Source organism: Bacillus sp. A260 (assembly GCF_009861435.1).
In the GTDB taxonomy this organism is placed as follows: domain Bacteria; phylum Bacillota; class Bacilli; order Bacillales; family Bacillaceae_G; genus Bacillus_A; species Bacillus_A cereus.
This window is the reverse complement of the sequence record NZ_CP046398.1, coordinates 2,535,672-2,555,757: the sequence shown is the minus strand read 5'-3', so window position 1 is coordinate 2,555,757 and position 20,086 is coordinate 2,535,672. Positions and strand designations below refer to the sequence as shown.

Genomic DNA, 20,086 nt, shown 5'->3' with positions numbered 1-20,086 from the left:
GACAACTGTTATGATGAAAAAAAGCGCATGTATATTGTTTAGTTTATGCTTAGGTTTCAGTATGACAGCGTGTGAACAGAGAAAAGAAGTGAAAAACCAAACAGCAACTTCTTCTACTGTGATGGAAAGGCAACAGAAAGAGTCTATCAATATAAATCATTTCTCGAGTATAAATGAAGGAATGACTTATACAGAAGTGAAAGATTTAATTGGTTTTGAAGGAGATTTACTTATAGAAGAAGGGGTAGAGCATTCTACACAAATTAAACAAATTTTTGCTTGGAAAGGGAACGATCCAAATTCATTTGTTGAAATTACCTTTTTAGATGGAAGAGTGCATTCAAAAGCACAGCAAGGTATAAGTTAATAAGCTAAAAAATGGGAGAGTTTAGCATGAACATACACACAGGGGAAATTCAATTAGCTCCGTATAAGGAGAAATATAAAGAAGTTATACAAACATTTACTTTACCAAGTGAACAAGTTCAGTTTACATCAGATCCAAGCGCATTACTGGAGAAAGCAAAAAGTGATTATACAAAAAATGTGATTGTTATTTTAGATCACAATGGGGTACCGGTGGGTCTTTTCGCATTGGAAACGGGAGATAGAGTAAAGGAGTTCACAGATAATGAGGATGCTTTACTTTTAACGTCATTTTCTATTAATCACAATAGACAAAGAAAAGGATTCGCTAAAAAGTCATTGTTATTATTAGAAGAGTTTGTAAAACGTTATTTTCCAATAAAAAATGAAGTTGTACTTGCTGTGAATGAAAGAAATATTCCTGCACAAAATTTATATGCAAAAGTTGGTTTCCAAGATAAAGGTTTTAGAAGAATGGGACCAATTGGCCAACAAATAATAATGCATTTACCTATAATGAAATAATGAGATAGAAAACTTACTCTTAAATATTCAAGTAGTAGGTTTTTTTATTTTAACAATATATAATATATGTATATAAAATGAAACAGGAATGAAGGATATAAAAAATGAATCAAGATAGAAAATGGAATATCGTTGGAGGAAGAGTGATTAAAACTGGGATTGCAGTTTTTCTTACAGTGTTAGTTTGTGATTTTTTTTAACATCCCAACTTGGAGTTATAAAAATGATTTAAAAGATTATAAACCAAATCATTATCATCACCATTTTTCAAGTGAATCTATTATTTTATTTGAGGTATTATCTATTCATGATATGTTAGAAGAATTAAAACAAATATCCGAGAAATATGAGTGGGAAAACCGATTCAATTGATAAGTTCATTTTACTGTGGGGGGATAATATGACATTTTATATTGCATTACTAAGAGGAATCAATGTCGGTGGCCATAAAGTAATCAAAATGGCTGATTTAAAACGAGTGTTTGAATCAATAGGGTTAAAACAAGTGAAAACATATATACAAAGTGGTAATATTGTGTTCGAATCTGAGGAAGGTATAAACTTTCTAAAGGACCAAATACAATCTGAAATAAAAAAAGAATTTGATTTCGATGTTCCAGTCATGCTAAGAACACATGATGAATTTATAAATATTATTAAACAATGTCCATATGAAGTTCATTCATTGTTAGAAGGAGAAAGTGTTCATATTGCTTTTTTAGCTAATGTACTTTCTGAAGAAGAGAGTAGTCAATTGCTTACATTTAAAAGTGAACTTGAAGATTGCTATATAGATGAGAAGGTCGTTTATTTATTTTTCAAAAATAGCATTCGAAATTCTAAATTAATGAACCAGTTTCAGAAGTTACATACACCAGCTACAGTTAGGAATTGGCGGACTGTGAATAAATTAAAAGCAATTGTAGAGAGTATGTAAATATAAAAAGATGAGGTTTTCTACATGTAGAAAACCTCATCTTTTTACTTATATTGTTTTGCAACTATGAGTTCGACAATAGGATAAATAAAGAATGAAGAGCAAATTGCGATGAACAGGGGGAGGTTTTTTACTCCATCTAAATTAGCCCCCATAGAAAATCCTTCGGAGAAGATTAATAAAAGGAACATTACAACTACAAGCACAAAATACGCAATTTTAAAGCTTTTATATGTAATTTGTTGGCCCATTTCATCTTGACTTTCTTCTGACACACCGTGGGGATCTCCCCAAGTAATGTGATTAATTAAATTACTAAGTATTAACGAGATAGCAAAAATCGTACCACCCAAAATAGAACCTTCAGTGATGTATTTATATGTGCCATGTACTAGTATTGCAATTAATGCTAAAACAATGATTATAAAAATAGTTTTTTTAGTATTCAATAAATAATCGCCCCCCCTCGATTGTAAAAAACTCTTTACAAATATAAGTATAAAATTGGAAAAGTATCATGTCAAATACTTTTTACATATAATATGTAAGTATGCAATATTTTGGTTTTATGATAAATAAAAAATTACAATACATTTGAATGTAAAAGAATGGGCTCGCATATATTTGGAAGGGATGTCAGATTAATTTAGGGGGTAGTTATGTCTATACTTTTAAAAGCTGGTGCAGATGCAGGAAACAACGGTTTGAAGTTAATGGTGAAAGGGCAAGACCCTATTTTTATTCCGAGTATTTATTCTTTATATATAGGTGAGCCGACAGGACTCTTAGATGAGGTAGATGTTTCATTATCTGAATTAGAAAACCACATTGATGTGACTATAAGTTCGCCATCGTTAATGCTAAATAATGTACGATACATCGTTGGAGAAAAAGTCATTCAAGATCAATTAAAAGGTACTGAGGTAGAGAAGAAATCAAATAAGTCAACGGATGAGTTAATGGTTATTACAATACTATCAGGTTTGGCGGTAAGCGCTATGCGTCAAAGTCCAACTTCTAGCCATATTAATATTCGTTATGATTTATCTGTCGCTCTTCCTATGCAGCTTATTACACAAGAAATAGCTGCTGAAAATGCAAAACGTTATATGGGAAATCATAAGGTTATTTTCCATTATCCGAACGGACGCGATGTGACAATTAATGTTTCAATTGAGTATTGTAAATGCCTGCCTGAGGGTGCTTCTGGGACGTGGGGCATTGTATACGATGAAGAAGGAAATGTTGTGAAACATAAAATAGAATGTGAGCAAAATCAAGTTTCTGAAATTGATTTTGTAGATAAAACTCTACTCTCTTTTGATATTGGTGCAGGGACGACAGAAGAAGTCGTTTCATTAGGGGTAAATTTCCGTCCGCAACTAAGTAAAGGTTTATCTTATGGTGTAAAAGAGACGTTACTACAAATCATTACGAGATGGAACCGGAAGTATCCAACTAAGACGATTGATAGTATTACAGAATTCAATCAAATTTATTTAAATGATAAGCATCCGAGAAATACCTTATTAGTTGAGGAATCACAGCCAGCGCTATTAGGTTTAGCAGCACGTGTTGCAACAGATATTATAAATAAAATTGATGATATGAAAGACGATCCATACGTGTTTATTTATGGCGGGGGTGCAGTAATTATTAAAAACAGTTTAAAAATGATTTTAAAGCAAAAAGGACGACTCAAAAATGTAATCTTTGTAGATAATCCGTTATTTACAAATGCACGAGGATTATTAGTTTATACTTGTTCGCCAAAATATAGAGAGCATAAGCAAAAAGAGTTAGGATTTACAAACTTAACGATAAGTTAGTTGGTGGAAGTATGCGATCTAGGCGATATAAACGTGGTGATCGAGTAAAAATCAATATTCATAAATCGGTATCACCTGAAATGCTTGCGTGGCTGAATAAACAATCAAATCCAACTAATTTCTTCTTTTTTGCTGCGCAGCAATTATTTAAACAAGTAGGAGATATTGACGTTTCAAAAGCTTTACCAAGCAGCCATGTTTTCTCATTATATGTGGAGCCTTCATCCTTATTAAAAGTCGAAGTAAACCCTTTTAAAAACATGACACTAGAAGCAAATACATCCACCGAAAATGCAAAAAAAAAATTATGGGAATCTGTTGATCAATTAGATTGTCCATTTTTTTAAACATAGAAAAATATAAGAAGTCCCATCACTATACATACGAATACAGTGATGGGTTTTTGTTTGTAAATGGAAGGGGGCACAATACAATTTGTGCCCCCTTCTGTTAATTATTTGTTTGTCTAAATTTCAGATGTATGTTTAGAAACCGCAGTAATTATGCTTTCCCAATCATTTGGATGATTTTCATGACCTGCCCCTTTAAGAGTTAATAGTACTGAGCTTGGAATTTCATCAATTAGTGCGAGGCCATGTTCAAATGGGAGTGCTGTATCGTCTGTTCCATGAATAACCAATGTTAGTGCTTGTATGGAGTGAAGTACACCTTCATATGCATCATCACCTTGAAGTAAAGCGTGATTAAACATACTTAATAAATTGTTTGCGCGTTCTATTTCTTGTTTTACTTGTGTATAAACTCTATTTTCATCAAATATTCGTTCTGATCCACATAATAGACGAGATCCTGAAACTAAATACTCTGCCACATCATTTTTATTTGTCCAATCAATACTTGCGCTCTTTACATGATGTGTTAAAATCCTTTCATCCATTGGGGGTAAATCGCGAGTATTATTATCAGATCCTATTACACTAGTCGCTAGTAAAGTTAGCGTCAAAATTCTTTCGGGATGTTTTACAGCGGCAATTTGAGCAATCATACCACCTAATGACATACCAAAAAGATGGGCTTTATCAATATGATAAGCGTCTAATACCCCGATTGCATCTTCAGCCATATCTGTTACTGAATAATTTGAAGTGCCAGGTTCATATGTAACAGAGCGTCCAACATCGCGATTATCAAAGCGAATAACAAATTTTCCTGTGTTCGCCAACTGTTCACAAAATTCTTCATCCCAATATATCATTGAACAAGTAGCTCCCATAATTAATAAAATAGCGGGATCATTAGAGTTACCGAAGCTTTCTGTACATATATCAATACCGTTTATTTTAAATATCTTTTCACTCATAAAGTTAGCCCCATTTCTTTTGAATTTAATTAATAATACAGTTTTGAATAATTCTAAGATGTGTGTAAGATTCTTTTTGAAATTCATCCCGCTATTTGCCGGGCAGTAAGAGCCCGATTGGTGAGGAATGATTAAAGTTTTACTTTATAATGCTTTTTGCATAATTACCCCCAAAAATAAGTATATGGTAATTCAAGGCAAAAAATTTTGAGAAATAATTGTATGTTATTAAAATAAACAGCAAGGAGGAGAGGAAATGAAAGCAATTGTTATTGATCGATATGGCAGTGTTGAAGAATTAAAAGAAAGACAAGTTTTAAAACCGGTTGTTAAGAATAATGAGGTATTAATACGTATTCATGCAACATCTGTTAATCCAGTTGATTGGAAAATAAGAAAAGGGGACTTACAAGAACAGTTACGCTTTTCATTTCCAATCACTTTAGGATTAGATGTAGCTGGAGTTATTGAAGAAGTTGGAGAAGATGTAGAGTGTTTCAATATAGGAGATAAAGTGTTTACGAAACCTGAAAATATAGGAAGCGGATCTTATGCTGAATTCATTGCAGTACAATTAGATTTAGTATCACATATGCCTAATAATATTAGTTACGAAGAAGCAGCTTCTATTCCTCTTGCAGGACTTACAGCGTGGCAAAGTCTTGTAGATTACGCAAAAATAAAAGAAAATGACCGTGTATTCATTCATGCTGGAGCTGGTGGCGTTGGAAGTTTGGCAATCCAAATCGCAAAATCATTTGGAGCTTTTGTTGCCACGACTGCTAGTAGAAAAAATAAAGAATTTTTACAGTCTTTAGGAGCGGATCTCGTTATTGATTATAAAAAAGATAAATTTGAAGAACTAGTATCAGATTTTGATATTGTGTTAGATACAATAGGTGGCGAAGTGCAAGAAAAAAGTTTTCGAATTATTAAACCTGGTGGTGTTCTAGTTTCCATTGTTCATGAACCACTACAAAAAGTAGAAGGAATAAAATCAGGATTTTTATGGCTAAAACCAAATGGAAAACAATTAGAAGAATTATCAGCTTTAATTGTAAACGGGAAAATCAAACCAATCATAAGTAAAGTGGTGCCATTTAATGAAGCAGGAGTTCGAGAAGCTCATATTTTGAGTGAAGGACAACATGTTAGAGGAAAGATTGTAGTTAAAGTGGAATGATAATCAAGATTACAGCTTATAGAGTAACTAGATTTGAATAACGAAAAAGCTCAACAATAAATAATATCCCATACTATACATTTTCATTTGCAGGTATTATTTATTGTTGGCTATTGTGATATTACTTCTAATAAATACTGTTTCGTATTGTATCGTGTAATTTCTCTAATCCAATTTCCATATCTTTCTCGTTTAACATTGAATAGCTAATTCTTAATTGGTTATCATTTGTTTCGTAATTTAATAGACAAGCTGTTCCTGGTAAAAAAGAGACATCTACTTCATTTGCTTTTTGTAATAAGGTAAAGGGATCTATCGAATCAGGCAGTGTCACCCATAAATTAAAACCGCCATTTGGTATTTCAAAGTTTAGTTCTTTTAATGGCGATAATATATCAATTGTTAAATCACGTCTCATTTGTAAAGCTGTTCGTAATTTTTCTAAATGATTTTTCATACGTTCCGCACGTAAAAACGGTAGAAGTGCCTTTTGTGTTAATAAAGGACTACCGATATCCATTGAACCTTTCACTGCATATAGCCACTCAAAAATAGGGCCATCGGCAATAAGTGCTGCAATACGCAATCCTGGTGCTAACGTTTTACTAAATCCTTTTATATATATTACGTGGCCATCCTTATCAAAACTTTTGATTGGAGGTGGTACTACAGCATCTTCAAAATATATTTCTCCGAAAGAATCATCTTCAATGATAAAAAATTGATATAGCCCCGCTAGTTCTATAAGTTCCATTCTTCGTTCTTTACTCATTACTGTACCTGTCGGGTTTTGGAAGGTCGGATTCGTATACAATAAAACGGGATTTTTACTTTGACAAATATCATCAATTAAGTCGGAGCGAACTCCATGATTATCAAGAGAAACAGGAATGATTTGAACACCTTTATTGATGAAAACATCAAGCGCGGCACTGTAACACGGACTTTCTACTAATACAGTATCTCCAGGTTTTAATAATGTTTGAGCAATTAAATCAATTCCTTGTTGTGCTCCGCTTGTAATTAATAATTGAGATGGGTCCGTCACTAATTTCTGGTGTTCATTTAAGTAATTTGCTATTTCAACTCGCAATTCATAATCGCCTTGAACTGGCCCATAAGTTGCTAACAACATCGGATTTTTATCCAGCAATTTATGCATTTCGTCTGCCAAAAATGGATTCGGTAACAGACGGGGATACAGAATTGCTTGTGAAAAATCATAATATTTACGGTGTTTATTCATTGCATATTGAGAACGCATAACATTAATAGATCTTGATTGTTGCCATTTATACGGTATCGGTTTGAAATCTTTCTTTACACGTTTATATATGTAAGCACCTTTTCCTTGTTCGATGCGTATATACCCTTTCGTTTCTAACTGTTTATAAGCTTTACGAACAGTTAATACATTGATTTGTAAATCTGTGGCCATACAACGTAAAGAAGGAAGGGATTCACCATGTGAAAGCATACCACTTTGTACTCTTTCAACAATTTGCATATATATTTGCTTGTAATACGGTATGTTTGATTCTTTACGCAATACAATCTTCATAGGTTCACCTATTTTTCTTTTTAATTTAATTAAAGCGAAAAATATATAGGGAATCAACTACAACTTGAAGTAACTGTTATATGTACCGATACACTGTTATACACCATAGCCTCTATACTCATTTTAAGAGTAAAAAGGAGGAAGTAAAATGGTCATTTTTAATTACATTTTAGTATGTATTATTTTCGGGACAACATTTTTAACGATTAAAATTGGAATTGAAGCAGGAGCGCCACCGTTGTTTTCAGCAGGAATTCGTTTCTTTTTAGCGGGTATAATCCTTATGATTATTTTTAAATTAAAGCGAAAAGAAATTATGCCACATATATTTTCAAAACGTATTATGTATGCTGGATTTTGTTTAACATTTATGACATTCGCAAGTTTATATTGGTCAGAACAATATATTTCTTCGGGATTAGCTGCTGTTCTTTCTGCTACGGGACCAATGATGATTTTATTAATACAAGCAAAGAGGAATAGGGAGAAATTACAAAAGGAACAACTCGTTGCTTTAGTTATTGCACTAATAGGTGTTATATTTGTTTCTTTACCAGGAATGCATCAACAAGTAAGTTTCATATGGAGTATTGCTTGTATTGTTTTAGTTATAGGGGAGCTATTTTACGGAATAGGCTCTATTCGTTCAAAAGAAATACTTTCAGATTTATCAAATGTATCACCATTTCTTATTAACGGAATTCAAATGTTTTATGGAGGGATTTTACTACTAATCGCATCTATTATTGTAGAACAACCAAATGTAACTGTATTAACTTCATGGAGTGTACAATGGCCTATTTTATATCTCATATTTATCGGATCGATCGGTGGACACGGATTATATTACTGGCTCTTATCAAAAACAAACCCAGTATTTCCATCGACGTGGTTATATGTATCACCATTAATTGCAATAATTGTGGGATATATCATTTTAGGAGAGCCTTTAAATCCTACAATGGGAATGGGGGCTTGTCTTATATTGATTGGTGTATTTTTGGCCAATCGTTCAACGCTACGGACTTATTTCAAAAAAGGGCGGTTATTAGAGAAGGAGATGTAGTTTAATAAAGCAACAGCCCTGTATATTACAGGACTGATAAAATCAAAAACACAGTTGGAAAAATAACCAACTGTGTTTTTGATAATTAATTCACTTTTTTAATAAAGCCTTTATAATGACGTTTTACAAGCTGGCTTTCTAACGTCTTCATAGTTTCTAGTGCTACACCGACAATGATAAGTAAGCTTGTACCACCAATTTGAGCAGAAGGTGGTAACGTAGCAATTTTCGTGAATACGAGCGGTAATATAGAAATAGCACCTAAGAAAATTGCACCGATAAATGTTAAACGGTATAAAATTTTAGTTACATATTGTTCAGTTGCTTTACCAGGACGAATACCAGGAACATATCCATTTTGCTTTTTCAAATTCTCAGCCATTTGTTCAGGATTTACTTGAATAAATGCGTAGAAGTATGTGAAAGCAACGATAAGACCGACATAAAGTGTCATTCCAATTGGATGTGCGAAATCAAGATTTGCAACTAACCATTTTGATACGCTTGAATCAGGGAAGAGCTGCGCAATTGTACGCGGCGTCATTAAAAATGCAGAAGCAAAGATAACTGGTATAACACCAGCACTATTTACTTTAAGCGGTAAATGAGTGTTTTTTGCTCCTTGATATTGATTGTTTCCTGAAACAGCTTTTGCATATTGGATCGGTATTTTACGTACAGCTTGTTGAATGTAAATAACACCAACAACTATCGCTAAAATTACGAGTCCAATTAAAACAATTTTTATTATGTGCATAAATAGCTGATCGCCAGCATTTTGGAATTGTTGTAAATAAATTTGATTTGCAACATTTGGAATCGCGGCAACGAGACCTGCGAAGATAATCATCGAAATACCATTACCAACTCCGTTAGCGGTAATTTGTTCGCCTAACCAAAGTAAAAATGCAGTACCTGCAGTTAAAACTGTCGCAATAAATAAGTATGTAGTCCAGCTTTGATCTGTTATTAATTGTCCACCTGCTATATTATTAAAGCCATAAGACATTCCGATGGCCTGTATGAATGCGAGAATGATTGTAAAGTATCGAGTGAATTGAGCTGATTTCTTACGGCCCATTTCTCCTTGCTTTGCCCATTCCGAAAATTTAGGTATAACATCCATTTGTAGTAACTGTACTATGATGGAAGCTGTAATATATGGTGTAATACCTACAGCAAAGATTGAGAAGTGTTGCAATGCTCCTCCGCCAAATACGTTTAACATACCTAGAACGTTAGCTTGATCTTGTACTTTTAATACCTCTGCGTTAGTATGAGGAACTGGAATAAACGTGCCAATTCGAAAAACGATTAACATCGCTAGTGTAAAAAGGATTTTCCTTCTTATCTCAGCTACTCTCATGAAATTTGAAATCGTACGAAACATTATGTCGCCTCCTATATTTTTATCAGTAAAAAACTGATTATTATACCCTATGAAGTAACCACAAACCTCCTTCCGCACTAAATTCATTTGACAAATGGATTTTCATACACTTTGTAGTTTTCACGGATATAAAAATATAAGGTGTTATATAAGCGACCTTTACACTTTACGTAATCATTCAATACCCATAATATATCGAATAAATTAACAAATGTACATACATACGCATTAAAAATGAATAAATAGGGTCATTTTTTACATTTATTTAATGATAAATTGATAGGACATTATTATTCAAGATTGTTATACATGTTATAAAAATAAAAGCGAGCCATTATGATTTATAACTAGTATTCATTCAAATGTGTCAGCTAATAGCGTCTCCCAATCTTTAAAGGATAATTTATCAGTTATATGTTTTAGTGCGTTAGGTACAACAATATGACAAATAAGTTCTAAGCTATTACCATCTGGATCAATAAAATAAACAGATGCATTACCTTGATGTGGACGGACAAAGGGTTCAATAGATTCATTACTCCCAAACGGAACAGCTTTAATTTGAAGTGAGTGTAACCAATGTAATGATTCTTTTAAATCCTCATAGGAAACTCTAAATGCAATATGACGTAAAGAAGGATGATATTTTGTTTCGTATTCAGAGCCCGCCCATAATCCTAGCCAACTTTTCCCTTCCTCAATCCAAAAGAATGCTGTTGATTCATCGCTCCAGGCTAACTTCAGCCCTAGTTTTTCATAAAATTCAATAGATTGTTGTAAATTACTCACTGGTAAATGCGCTTCGTATATTCCTTTAATCAATTAAAATCCTCCACCTTTTTATTTTCTTACAATTAATATATCGATTTAAAAAGAATGTAAAATCAAATAAAAGTATGAAAGTACATACTACTTTAGTAGTAATAGTAATCAATTATATTTCAATTCAAATTCATCTCCCGCTGATTAAAGTTTCACTTTATATGATTAGAGAATTCTTTTTATTTAAGAAGGAATAAATGTTAAAGAAAGCTAATTAAACAGTGTACATATTTATAGGGGAGAAGATATAAATGAAAGTTGTTATAAAAAAATTACCACCATTAGAAGTAGCGTATATAAGACGAACTGGTAGCTACTTTGAACCGCAAGATCACTGGGGAAAGTTACTGAATTGGTCAATTGAAAATAAACTGTATCCACCAGAGCAATCATTTATCGGAATATCATTGGATAATCCTGAACTTGTTGCAAGTCATAAGTGCCGGCATGATGCATGTGTTACGATTCCTGAAAACTTCGATAAAGAAAAGTATCATGATGTGCAATTTAAAAAATTAGATGGAGGTACATATGGTCTATACCAGTTCTATGATGAACCTCATAAATTAAGTGAAGCGTATCAATACATGTATGTAGAGTGGCTACCAAATAGTGAGTATGATGCAGATTATGATAGAGATAATTTAGAGTTTTGCTTAAATAATGTTGCTGAAGATCTAGACGGAAAGTTAAAGGTTGATTTATTTGTGCCAATTAAAAAGATATAAAAAAACAAATAAGTTCATTTGTGGCTTTAAAATAAAATTGGAATAGTAGTGAAAGAAAAACTTTTTTTGAAGATAATATCTCTAGCGTAGAAATTTAAGTATGTAGGTTGCAATGAAAGGAGAATCCACATGGATACATTTGTAAATGACAAGTTTTATGAAACGAGAGATCAATTATTTGAGGAAATTACTTTGTTGAGTGATGCTCAATTTAATAGGAAACCAGATAAGGATAAATGGAGTATTGCACAAGTTTGTCATCATTTAGTTTTATTAGATGAGAGAGTGATAACAGTTATTTCCTCAGGGTTAAAAAAGTTAGATAGTACCCAAAATGAGCGTAAAGAAATTCACACTATTTTATTAGATAGAACGAAAAAGTTTATAGCTCCAGAAATGATTGAACCAAGTATAGAACCATTTGAAGTGGAGCAAATGCTCAATATGCTAAACGAATCAAGAAAAGAATTGATGCGTTTCCTGAGTACAATAGAAGATGAGTCTATATTAGCGAAAAAATCAGTGATGCATCCAGCTCTTGGAGAATTATCCCTTGATCAGTGGATAGAATTGATCTATTTACATGAACAGCGTCATATTTCACAAATAAAAGAGATAAAATTGCTTTGTGAAATTGAAAAGTAAAAATTATTCCCTATTTATTGATACGTATTATAAACAGGGGAAACGGTTGATTCATATTGATTCAGAAGAAAACAAAAATAGAATGAAATTAGTTGAAAGTGACCAATAAGCTTAAGAAAATATGAAACTATCCGATTTTCTGTATAAGTGTAACCCCGTCTTAAATGAAGAGCGGGGTTATTTTTTTGAAAGTGTTTTTATTTAGAAGGAAATAAAAACACTTTCAAAAAATTAATCATCATAACATATTGTATATGCACGTTTTAATAAATTGAAATAATGATAAATGATATGTTCTTATTTTGAAAGTACACTTCACACGCTTAAGGAAGGAGTATTCTGTCAGAAAACGATAAAATACAATTCTGTTAGGGGATGTATGCAATTTATTCTCTTTATTTTTGCAACAGAACCACCTTCAAAATTATCTTTTGTAGTTGAAGTTTCCTGAATAATAAGTTACATTTTTAAAGTTCAAGCAACTTTATGAAAGTACAAAAAGGGGAGAAATATTATTATTATGCAAAAAATGAAATGGAAGAACTATGTATGTTACTTTGTAATTTTATTACTGCTTGGAACGGCAGTAATAGTCAAACCATCTATCTCTAAGGCTGAGGAATCTGAAGTTAATATTACATTGTTAGGTACTGCAGATATTCATGGTAGATTTATGCCTTGGGATTATGCGCTTGATGGAGCAAATATGAGTGGAAGTTTGACGCAGCTTTATACGGTTATAAAGAAGGTCCGTCAAGAAAATCCAAATACCATATTAGTAGATGCCGGGGATACAATTCAAGGAAACTCAGTAGAATTATTCAACGATAAGCCACAATCGCCAATGATGGTAGCGATGAATACAATGGGATATGATGCCTGGGCATTTGGAAATCATGAATTCAACTTTGGATTAGATACATTGAAAAAAGTTAGTGAGCAATATAAGGGAAAAACGTTAGCAGGAAATATTTATAAGGAAAATGGAGAGCGCTTTCTTCCTGCATATACAATTGTAGAAAAAGGTGGAATTAAAGTTGGGATTATTGGTATGAATACACCAATGATTAGTGATTTTGAAAAAGGGACAGATCACTTAAATGGTTTAGTGGTGAAAAATCCGGTAGAAGAGACGAAAAAGGCAATTAAGGAATTAGAAGGTAAAGTAGATGTAATGGTAGGAGTTATGCATATGGGACTAGAAAATGAGAATGGTATCCCTGGTACTGGTGTTCAAGATATTGCAAATGCTTGTCCGGAACTAAGTGCTATTTTTGCGGCTCATATGCATAAACTTGTAAAAAAAGAAGTTGTAAATGGCGTAATTATTACAGAACCAGATAAATATGGAACACATATTTCACGTATTGACCTTACTTTTACAAAGCAAGATGGGAAGTTGGCTTTAAAAAATAAAACTGCTACCGCTATACCTGTAAAAAATGCTGATGGGACAACGATATTATCCGATCCTACACTTGAAGAAACATTAACACCTTTTCACGAATATGCGAGAGGAGATGCAAATGTTGTAGTCGCTCAATTAAAGGGTAGAAATCTTGTTCCTGAAAATGAAATAAAGGGTATTCCAAGTGTTCAGATTCAAGAAACACCTTTATCAGATTTCTTTCATGAAGTTATGCTCTACTACAGTAAAGCAGATGTAGTAGCCCATCAAATTGATAATGATTATGCCCGTTTAGATACAGGCCCTATTAAGAAAAAAGATATTGCGTACAATTACCAATATGCCTTGGGAGAAATTACAGTATATAAGATTTCTGGAAAAGATTTAAAAGACTATATGGAATGGGCAGCAGGATATTTTAACTCATCTCGTGTCGGAGATGTAACCGTTAGCTTTGATAAAACCCGCCGTGCATCTAAATACAGTACGAACGATTTCTTTGGAGGCGTAAAATACGAAATTGACTTAACAAAACCATATGGAAGCAGAATTACAAATTTACGCTCTATTCGTACAAACAAACCAATCAAAATGAGCGATGTTATGACGTTGGGAATGAATGCATATAGAATGGAGGCTCTTCAGGCAAAAGGTGGAGCTTTAGAGGGGCGTAAGTTTGAACAAATTTGGTCATCTAAACAAGAGAATGCATTTGGAGAAACAGGCGGAACCATTCGTAACCTTGCTATTACATATTTAAAAGAGGTAAAGAACGGTGTATACACACCAAAAGTTATGCATAATTGGAAAATTACTGGTGTAGATTTACATTCTTCAGAGCATAAGGCGGTAGTTGATCTTGTGAATAAAGGGATTTTAGAAATTCCAAAAACAGAAGACGGAAAATACACAAATATAGCATCTATAAATACGAAAGACTCAATTTCAAAAGAAGAGATTATATTACTCTCACAAAAAGCAAATATTAATCCAAATCAGTTTAATCATGTAAAGACAAAAGGTGAATTTTACAAAAAACTTAGTAGGATTACTAAAAAAATATAAATTATAAAATTTCTTATAGTAATTGTTATTTTAATAACATTAAACCCACTCTTACAATAGTAAAGAGTGGGTTTTTATGTTGTTATTTAGAGGTAAGTATACTTTTATTACAATGAATATAGATAATTAATAACTAACCAATTGGGTGAGCACCTATAAGGACTCTCTTTTATTCAAATTAATGTACATATGTGTTCCGTTCATTATTTATAATATTGACAACAATTTATGTAATTTTGCATAATGTTACATAAATTGTGTATTTTCTCTTTTTTTAGACATTAATAGACAGTATACTTTGTACAAGCTTTCTATTTCAAAAATTATACGAGGTGAAATAATGAAAAACAAAAAGACATTAACTAAGGTAGCATTAACAACAGGATTAGCTTTAACAGCTGTGGCACCATACGGGGTAGGTCATGCAGAGGAAACAGATCAACTACAAGTTCAAATTCAGGAGGAATCGTTCCGTTCGGGTGAACTTACACAGCCGTCACAAAAGGCACCAGAAAATGTAGTAAAGGATGCACTTAAGGAGAAAACAGAACAAGCTCTGTCCCAAAAACAAGTCAATGGAGAAGCAGGAGTAGATTATAAAGTCCTTCAAAAACGTGGTTCGTATGATGGAACTACACTTGTGCGTATGCAGCAAACATACGAAGGAAAAGAAGTATATGGACATCAATTAACTGCACACGTAGATAATAAGGGTGTTATTAAAAGTGTTTCAGGCGATAGCGCGCAAAATTTAAAACAAGAAGAATTGAAAAAAACTATTAATCTATCAAAAGATGAAGCAAAACAATATATTTATACGAAATACGGGAACGATATCAAGTTTATTTCTGAGCCAGAAGTTAAAGAGGTTATTTTTGTTGATGAAAATAATGGACAAGCTAGCAATGCATACCAAGTTACCTTCGAAGCTGCAACACCAAACTATGTTTCTGGTACTTATTTAGTAAATGCACAAAATGGTGATATGTTAAAAAATATGGTAAAAGAATCTAACTTAAAAGCAAGTGAAAAACTAGTTGGAGCTTTAAAGAAAAGTAAACAAAGCAGTCTTACATCATTAACCGGAACAGGAAAAGATGATTTAGGTATTAATCGTTCATTTGGTATCTCTAAACAAAGTAATGGCAAATATGCTCTTGCTGATTATACAAGAGGGCAAGGCATTGAAACATATGATGTGAATTACAGAGATATTACTAAAGAAGAAAGCTATTATCCTGGTACATTAGCGACAAGTACTTCGGCAACATTTAACGATCCAAAAGCAGTAAGTGCTCATTACTTAGCAACAAAAGTATTTGATTTTTATAAAGATAAATACAAGCGTAATAGCTTTGATAATAAGGGACAAAAGGTAGTTTCAGTTGTACACGCTTGGGATTCTGAAGAGACGAATGATCCGAAAAATTGGCAGAATGCATTAAGTGCTAATAATGGAAGTATGCTTGTATATGGCGATCCTATTGTTAAAGCATATGACGTAGCTGGACATGAATTTACACATGCTGTTACTTCTAGCGAATCTAATCTTGAATATTACGGGGAATCCGGTGCGATTAATGAGGCGCTATCTGATATTATGGGAACATCTATTGAGAAATACGTAAATAATGGAAACTTTAACTGGACAATGGGAGAACAAACGGGATCTGTTTTCCGTGATATGGAAAACCCAGCTTCTGTTCCATCTTCACTTGGAGTGCCTTATCCAGATGATTACAGTGAATTTAACGATTTTAATGGATGGGATCAAGGCGGTGTTCATTTTAATTCAAGTATTATTAATAAAGTTGCGTATCTGATTGCAAAAGGCGGAACTCATAACGGAGTAACTGTTAAAGGAATTGGTGAAGATAAAATGTTTGATATTTTCTATTATGCAAATACAGATGAGTTAAACATGACTTCTAATTTCAAAGAATTGAGATCAGCATGTATTCGAGTGGCAACTAATAAATATGGTGCGAATACAGCTGAAGTTCAAGCAGTTCAAAAAGCATTTGATGCAGCAAAAATTAAGTAATTTAGAAATATAGTTATCATTCATATATTAATACATTATAAAAAACAGCTAATGTCATTTTAAGGATATTAGCTGTTTTTTACGTGGCAATGTATCGTTGAAAATAAACTGACTAAGCAATAATGAGGCACTTTATCTGTAAGAAGTTGTGACAAATAAATAAGGTTTAAAATATATAAAAACAGAAAATTAATAATATATTGACCTCTTGATAGAAAGTCTATAAAATGAAAGCGATAACAAACGATTGCTTTAAAATGTTTTCCCTGATCTTTTAGTATTTACAAATATATGAAGGCATAAACAAATCTATTTTTTTAAGTACTAATGCAAACGTTTTCGTATTAAAAGGTCATTGAAATACATACGTGAAAATAGCCGATATGGAGGTGAAGTAAAAGAGATTTCTAGATTAATTTAAGCAGTGTTATTCAGTGTAAGCATAATAAATCGTTAGTAATATTTGAAGAAAGGGTGTATGTGATGCAAATTACAAAAAGATTAATTAACAAAACAGTTTTATTACTTACTTTAATCGTTATGTTATCATCTGTTTTCTCCTTTCAGAGTGTGAAGGCAGTTTCAAATTCGAAAACAACTGAAATTATCATTCATTACAAAGAAAAGCTTGGAAATACAAAAGACTGGAATCTTTGGTTATGGGGAGAAAATGCAAATGGTACATCTTATCAATTTACTGGTGAAGATGAATTTGGAAAATACGCTAAGATAAAAATAGACGGTGACTATAATCGTGTAGGATTTATAGTTCGAACAAATGAATGGGAAAAAGATGGTGGGGATCGTTGGATTGAAAATATAAAGGACGGTCGTGCTGAAGTATGGATCCTTTCGGGTGATGAAAAAGTATATAACTCTAAGCCTTCATCGGATCTCTCAATTCAAAAAGCAACTATTGATAGTTTCCATGAAATTACTGTAACGACTAATGTCCCGTTTCATATTAAGGAAAAGAAAATTGAAATTGAAGGCATTAAAATTAAGAATATTACTCCTTATGATATAAACAGTGGCGATATTACTAATAAGGTCAAAATAATTACGGAACAGAAAATTGATTTAAAACAAACATACAAAGTTAAAATAGAAAACTTAGCTGATACGAATACTGAAATTGGTAAAGTCATTCGTAGCGAAGAATTTGATAATTTATTTTATTATGGTGGTAACGATTTAGGAAATACATATACTCCGCAACATACAAAGTTCCGTTTATGGGCTCCTACTGCAAGCGAAGCGAAGTTAGTTACATATAAAAAATGGAACGATAAAATAGGTACTGAAATAAACATGCAACAAGGTGAAAAGGGAACTTGGACAGCAGAACTAAAAGGGAACCAAAAAGGGCTCTTTTATACGTATAAGGTCAAAATTGGTGATAAGTGGACTGAAGCGGTTGATCCATATGTGCGTGCTGCTTCTGTAAATGGGGATAAAGGTGCAGTCGTTAATTTAGAAGAAACAAATCCGAAAAAATGGAAAGCAAACAAAAAGCCAAAATTTAAAAATCCGGAAGATGCTATTATTTATGAGTTACATGTACGCGATCTTTCCATTCAACCTGAAAGTGGTATTAAACAGAAAGGGAAGTATTTAGGTGTAACAGAAAAAGGAACAAAAGGGCCAGAAGGTGTAAAAACAGGACTTGATCATATAAAGGATCTTGGTGTTACTCACGTTCAGTTTTTACCGATATTTGATTATGCTTCTGTAAATGAAGAGACTTTAAATGAACCACAATATAACTGGGGATATGATCCTAAAAATTTCAACGTTCCAGAAGGCTCCTATTCTACAAATCCTTATGAGCCGACTGTGCGAATAACTGAATTAAAGCAAATGGTTCAAACACTACATGATAATAATCTTCGAGTGGTGATGGATGTAGTATATAACCATATGTATAACGCTGCTGAATCTAATTTCCATAAGTTAGTTCCAGGTTATTATTATCGTTACAATGAAGATGGAACATTTGCAAATGGAACCGGTGTAGGAAATGATACTGCTTCAGAAAGAAAAATGATGAGGAAGTTTATGGTAGAGTCCGTCACATATTGGGCAAAAGAATACAATTTAGATGGATTCCGTTTTGATTTAATGGGTATTCATGATTATGAAACGATGAATGAAATACGTAAAGCTGTGAATCAAATTGACCCTTCTATTATACTGCATGGAGAAGGCTGGGATTTAAATACACCTCTTGCAGCTGAGTTGAAAGCAAATCAAAAAAATGCAGAGAAAATGAAAGGGATTGCTCATTTTAACGATAATATACGTGATGGGTTAAAAGGTAGTGTATTTGAGGAAAAAGAAAATGGTTTTATAAATGGAAAGGAAAACATGGAAGATCGTATTAAAAAAGGTATTACGGCAGGTATTGACTACGATACAAATTCGTCTACCTATCAAGATCCAGAGCAGGTGCTAACTTATGTGGAAGCACATGACAATCATACATTATGGGATAAACTTGAGTTAACTAATCCAGGTGACAGCGATGAAGTGCGAACACAAATGCACAAATTGTCTTCTTCGATTTTATTAACATCACAAGGAATTCCATTTTTACATGCAGGGCAAGAGTTTATGCGGACGAAATACGGTGATCATAATAGTTACAAATCTCCAGACTCAATTAACCAGATGGATTGGCTGCGCCGTGCAACGTTTAATAATGAAGTAGATTATATGAAGGGTTTAATAGAATTACGCAAAAAGTACTCAGCTTTTCGAATGACATCTGCAGAGCAAATAAAAACACACGTATCATTTATTGATGCTCCAAAAAATACTGTAGCTTATATAATAGAGGGGAATAAACATGAATACTTTACAGTGGCTCACAATGCAAATAGAGAAGCGGTTGAAATAACACTTCCATCGAAAGGGCCTTGGAAAGTACTAGTAGACGGGAAGCAGGCGGGAAGTAAACCACTTTATGTTGTCCATGACAATAAAATTAAAGTTCCTGCATTAAGTTCATTTGTTTTAAAGTTAAAATAATATAATTTCACATACTGTAATTATATTACAATTCAATAAACAAAAAGAGAAGAACTCACCAAGGTTCTTCTCTTTTTCATGTGAAATTAGGGTTTCCATAATTGTAGATATAAGAGTTCTTGAAAGTAGCAAAAGGCAAGACGATGAACCTATTTACAAAATGACA

Annotated in this window: 17 protein-coding genes; 12 read left to right on the top strand and 5 right to left on the bottom strand. The window is 32.8% G+C overall.

All coding sequences use genetic code 11. The annotated features are described in order from the left end of the window. Positions 1 to 10: 10 nt before the first annotated feature. From GD442_RS12860 to GD442_RS12845, 3 genes are all read left to right on the top strand, one after another. A complete protein-coding gene (locus GD442_RS12860) occupies positions 11 to 367 on the top strand; it encodes a hypothetical protein (protein ID WP_000976446.1) in 357 nt (118 codons plus the stop codon). A gap of 11 nt (positions 368 to 378) precedes the next feature. Then, on the top strand, positions 379 to 891 hold the full coding sequence (locus GD442_RS12855) for a GNAT family N-acetyltransferase (protein WP_002025890.1): 513 nt from the start codon (positions 379 to 381) through the stop codon (positions 889 to 891). Between the two features lie 400 nt (positions 892 to 1,291). Beyond that, on the top strand, positions 1,292 to 1,828 hold the full coding sequence (locus tag GD442_RS12845) for a DUF1697 domain-containing protein (protein ID WP_000145145.1): 537 nt from the start codon (positions 1,292 to 1,294) through the stop codon (positions 1,826 to 1,828). 44 nt (positions 1,829 to 1,872) lie between these two features. On the opposite strand, the gene GD442_RS12840 is transcribed toward GD442_RS12845, so the two are convergent. After that, entirely contained in the window at positions 1,873 to 2,277 is a 405-nt protein-coding gene (locus tag GD442_RS12840) for a hypothetical protein (protein ID WP_001093141.1), read from the bottom strand. A gap of 210 nt (positions 2,278 to 2,487) precedes the next feature. Between GD442_RS12840 and GD442_RS12835 the strand changes: the two genes are divergently transcribed. Continuing rightward, the gene (locus tag GD442_RS12835; RefSeq protein ID WP_000025622.1) at positions 2,488 to 3,657 is read left to right on the top strand and encodes a ParM/StbA family protein; all 1,170 of its coding nucleotides are present in this window, start codon (positions 2,488 to 2,490) and stop codon (positions 3,655 to 3,657) included. An 11-nt stretch (positions 3,658 to 3,668) separates the two neighbouring features. Then, positions 3,669 to 4,004: a hypothetical protein gene (locus GD442_RS12830; protein WP_001257761.1), complete on the top strand. Its 336-nt coding sequence runs from the start codon at positions 3,669 to 3,671 to the stop codon at positions 4,002 to 4,004. Between the two features lie 119 nt (positions 4,005 to 4,123). Here the strand turns inward: GD442_RS12830 and mleBCA are convergent, their stop codons facing one another. Then, a complete protein-coding gene (mleBCA, locus tag GD442_RS12825) occupies positions 4,124 to 4,978 on the bottom strand; it encodes a BCA family alpha/beta fold macrolide esterase (RefSeq protein WP_001290784.1) in 855 nt (284 codons plus the stop codon). A gap of 256 nt (positions 4,979 to 5,234) precedes the next feature. Between mleBCA and GD442_RS12820 the strand changes: the two genes are divergently transcribed. After that, the gene (locus GD442_RS12820) at positions 5,235 to 6,161 is read left to right on the top strand and encodes an NADP-dependent oxidoreductase (RefSeq protein WP_000644577.1); all 927 of its coding nucleotides are present in this window, start codon (positions 5,235 to 5,237) and stop codon (positions 6,159 to 6,161) included. A 127-nt stretch (positions 6,162 to 6,288) separates the two neighbouring features. Here the strand turns inward: GD442_RS12820 and pdxR are convergent, their stop codons facing one another. Continuing rightward, the gene (gene pdxR / locus GD442_RS12815) at positions 6,289 to 7,722 is read right to left on the bottom strand and encodes a MocR-like pyridoxine biosynthesis transcription factor PdxR (RefSeq protein WP_000706781.1); all 1,434 of its coding nucleotides are present in this window, start codon (positions 7,720 to 7,722) and stop codon (positions 6,289 to 6,291) included. A gap of 148 nt (positions 7,723 to 7,870) precedes the next feature. Between pdxR and GD442_RS12810 the strand changes: the two genes are divergently transcribed. Further along, positions 7,871 to 8,788, top strand: a complete 918-nt coding sequence (locus GD442_RS12810; protein ID WP_000234337.1) for a DMT family transporter — start codon at positions 7,871 to 7,873, stop codon at positions 8,786 to 8,788. 85 nt (positions 8,789 to 8,873) lie between these two features. Here GD442_RS12810 and secY read toward each other — a convergent pair whose 3' ends face one another. Together secY and GD442_RS12800 are read right to left on the bottom strand one after the other, a co-directional pair. Continuing rightward, on the bottom strand, positions 8,874 to 10,178 hold the full coding sequence (gene secY / locus GD442_RS12805) for a preprotein translocase subunit SecY (protein WP_000490135.1): 1,305 nt from the start codon (positions 10,176 to 10,178) through the stop codon (positions 8,874 to 8,876). A 354-nt stretch (positions 10,179 to 10,532) separates the two neighbouring features. After that, positions 10,533 to 11,000: a VOC family protein gene (locus GD442_RS12800; protein ID WP_000589640.1), complete on the bottom strand. Its 468-nt coding sequence runs from the start codon at positions 10,998 to 11,000 to the stop codon at positions 10,533 to 10,535. Positions 11,001 to 11,251: 251 nt separating this feature from the next. On the opposite strand from GD442_RS12800, the gene GD442_RS12795 reads away from it, so the two are divergent. The 5 genes from GD442_RS12795 to pulA all read left to right on the top strand — a co-directional run bounded on the left by GD442_RS12795 (position 11,252) and on the right by pulA (position 19,920). After that, on the top strand, positions 11,252 to 11,728 hold the full coding sequence (locus GD442_RS12795; RefSeq protein ID WP_000869612.1) for an AraC family transcriptional regulator: 477 nt from the start codon (positions 11,252 to 11,254) through the stop codon (positions 11,726 to 11,728). Between the two features lie 129 nt (positions 11,729 to 11,857). Continuing rightward, positions 11,858 to 12,373, top strand: a complete 516-nt coding sequence (locus GD442_RS12790; RefSeq protein WP_000379366.1) for a DinB family protein — start codon at positions 11,858 to 11,860, stop codon at positions 12,371 to 12,373. A 520-nt stretch (positions 12,374 to 12,893) separates the two neighbouring features. Further along, positions 12,894 to 14,846, top strand: a complete 1,953-nt coding sequence (locus tag GD442_RS12785; RefSeq protein ID WP_159365102.1) for a bifunctional metallophosphatase/5'-nucleotidase — start codon at positions 12,894 to 12,896, stop codon at positions 14,844 to 14,846. A gap of 340 nt (positions 14,847 to 15,186) precedes the next feature. Next, a complete protein-coding gene (locus tag GD442_RS12780) occupies positions 15,187 to 16,890 on the top strand; it encodes a M4 family metallopeptidase (protein WP_000791448.1) in 1,704 nt (567 codons plus the stop codon). A gap of 483 nt (positions 16,891 to 17,373) precedes the next feature. After that, positions 17,374 to 19,920 (top strand): type I pullulanase, encoded by a 2,547-nt coding sequence (pulA, locus tag GD442_RS12775; RefSeq protein ID WP_071740719.1) that lies wholly within the window; start codon positions 17,374 to 17,376, stop codon positions 19,918 to 19,920. The last annotated feature ends 166 nt before the right edge of the window (positions 19,921 to 20,086 follow it).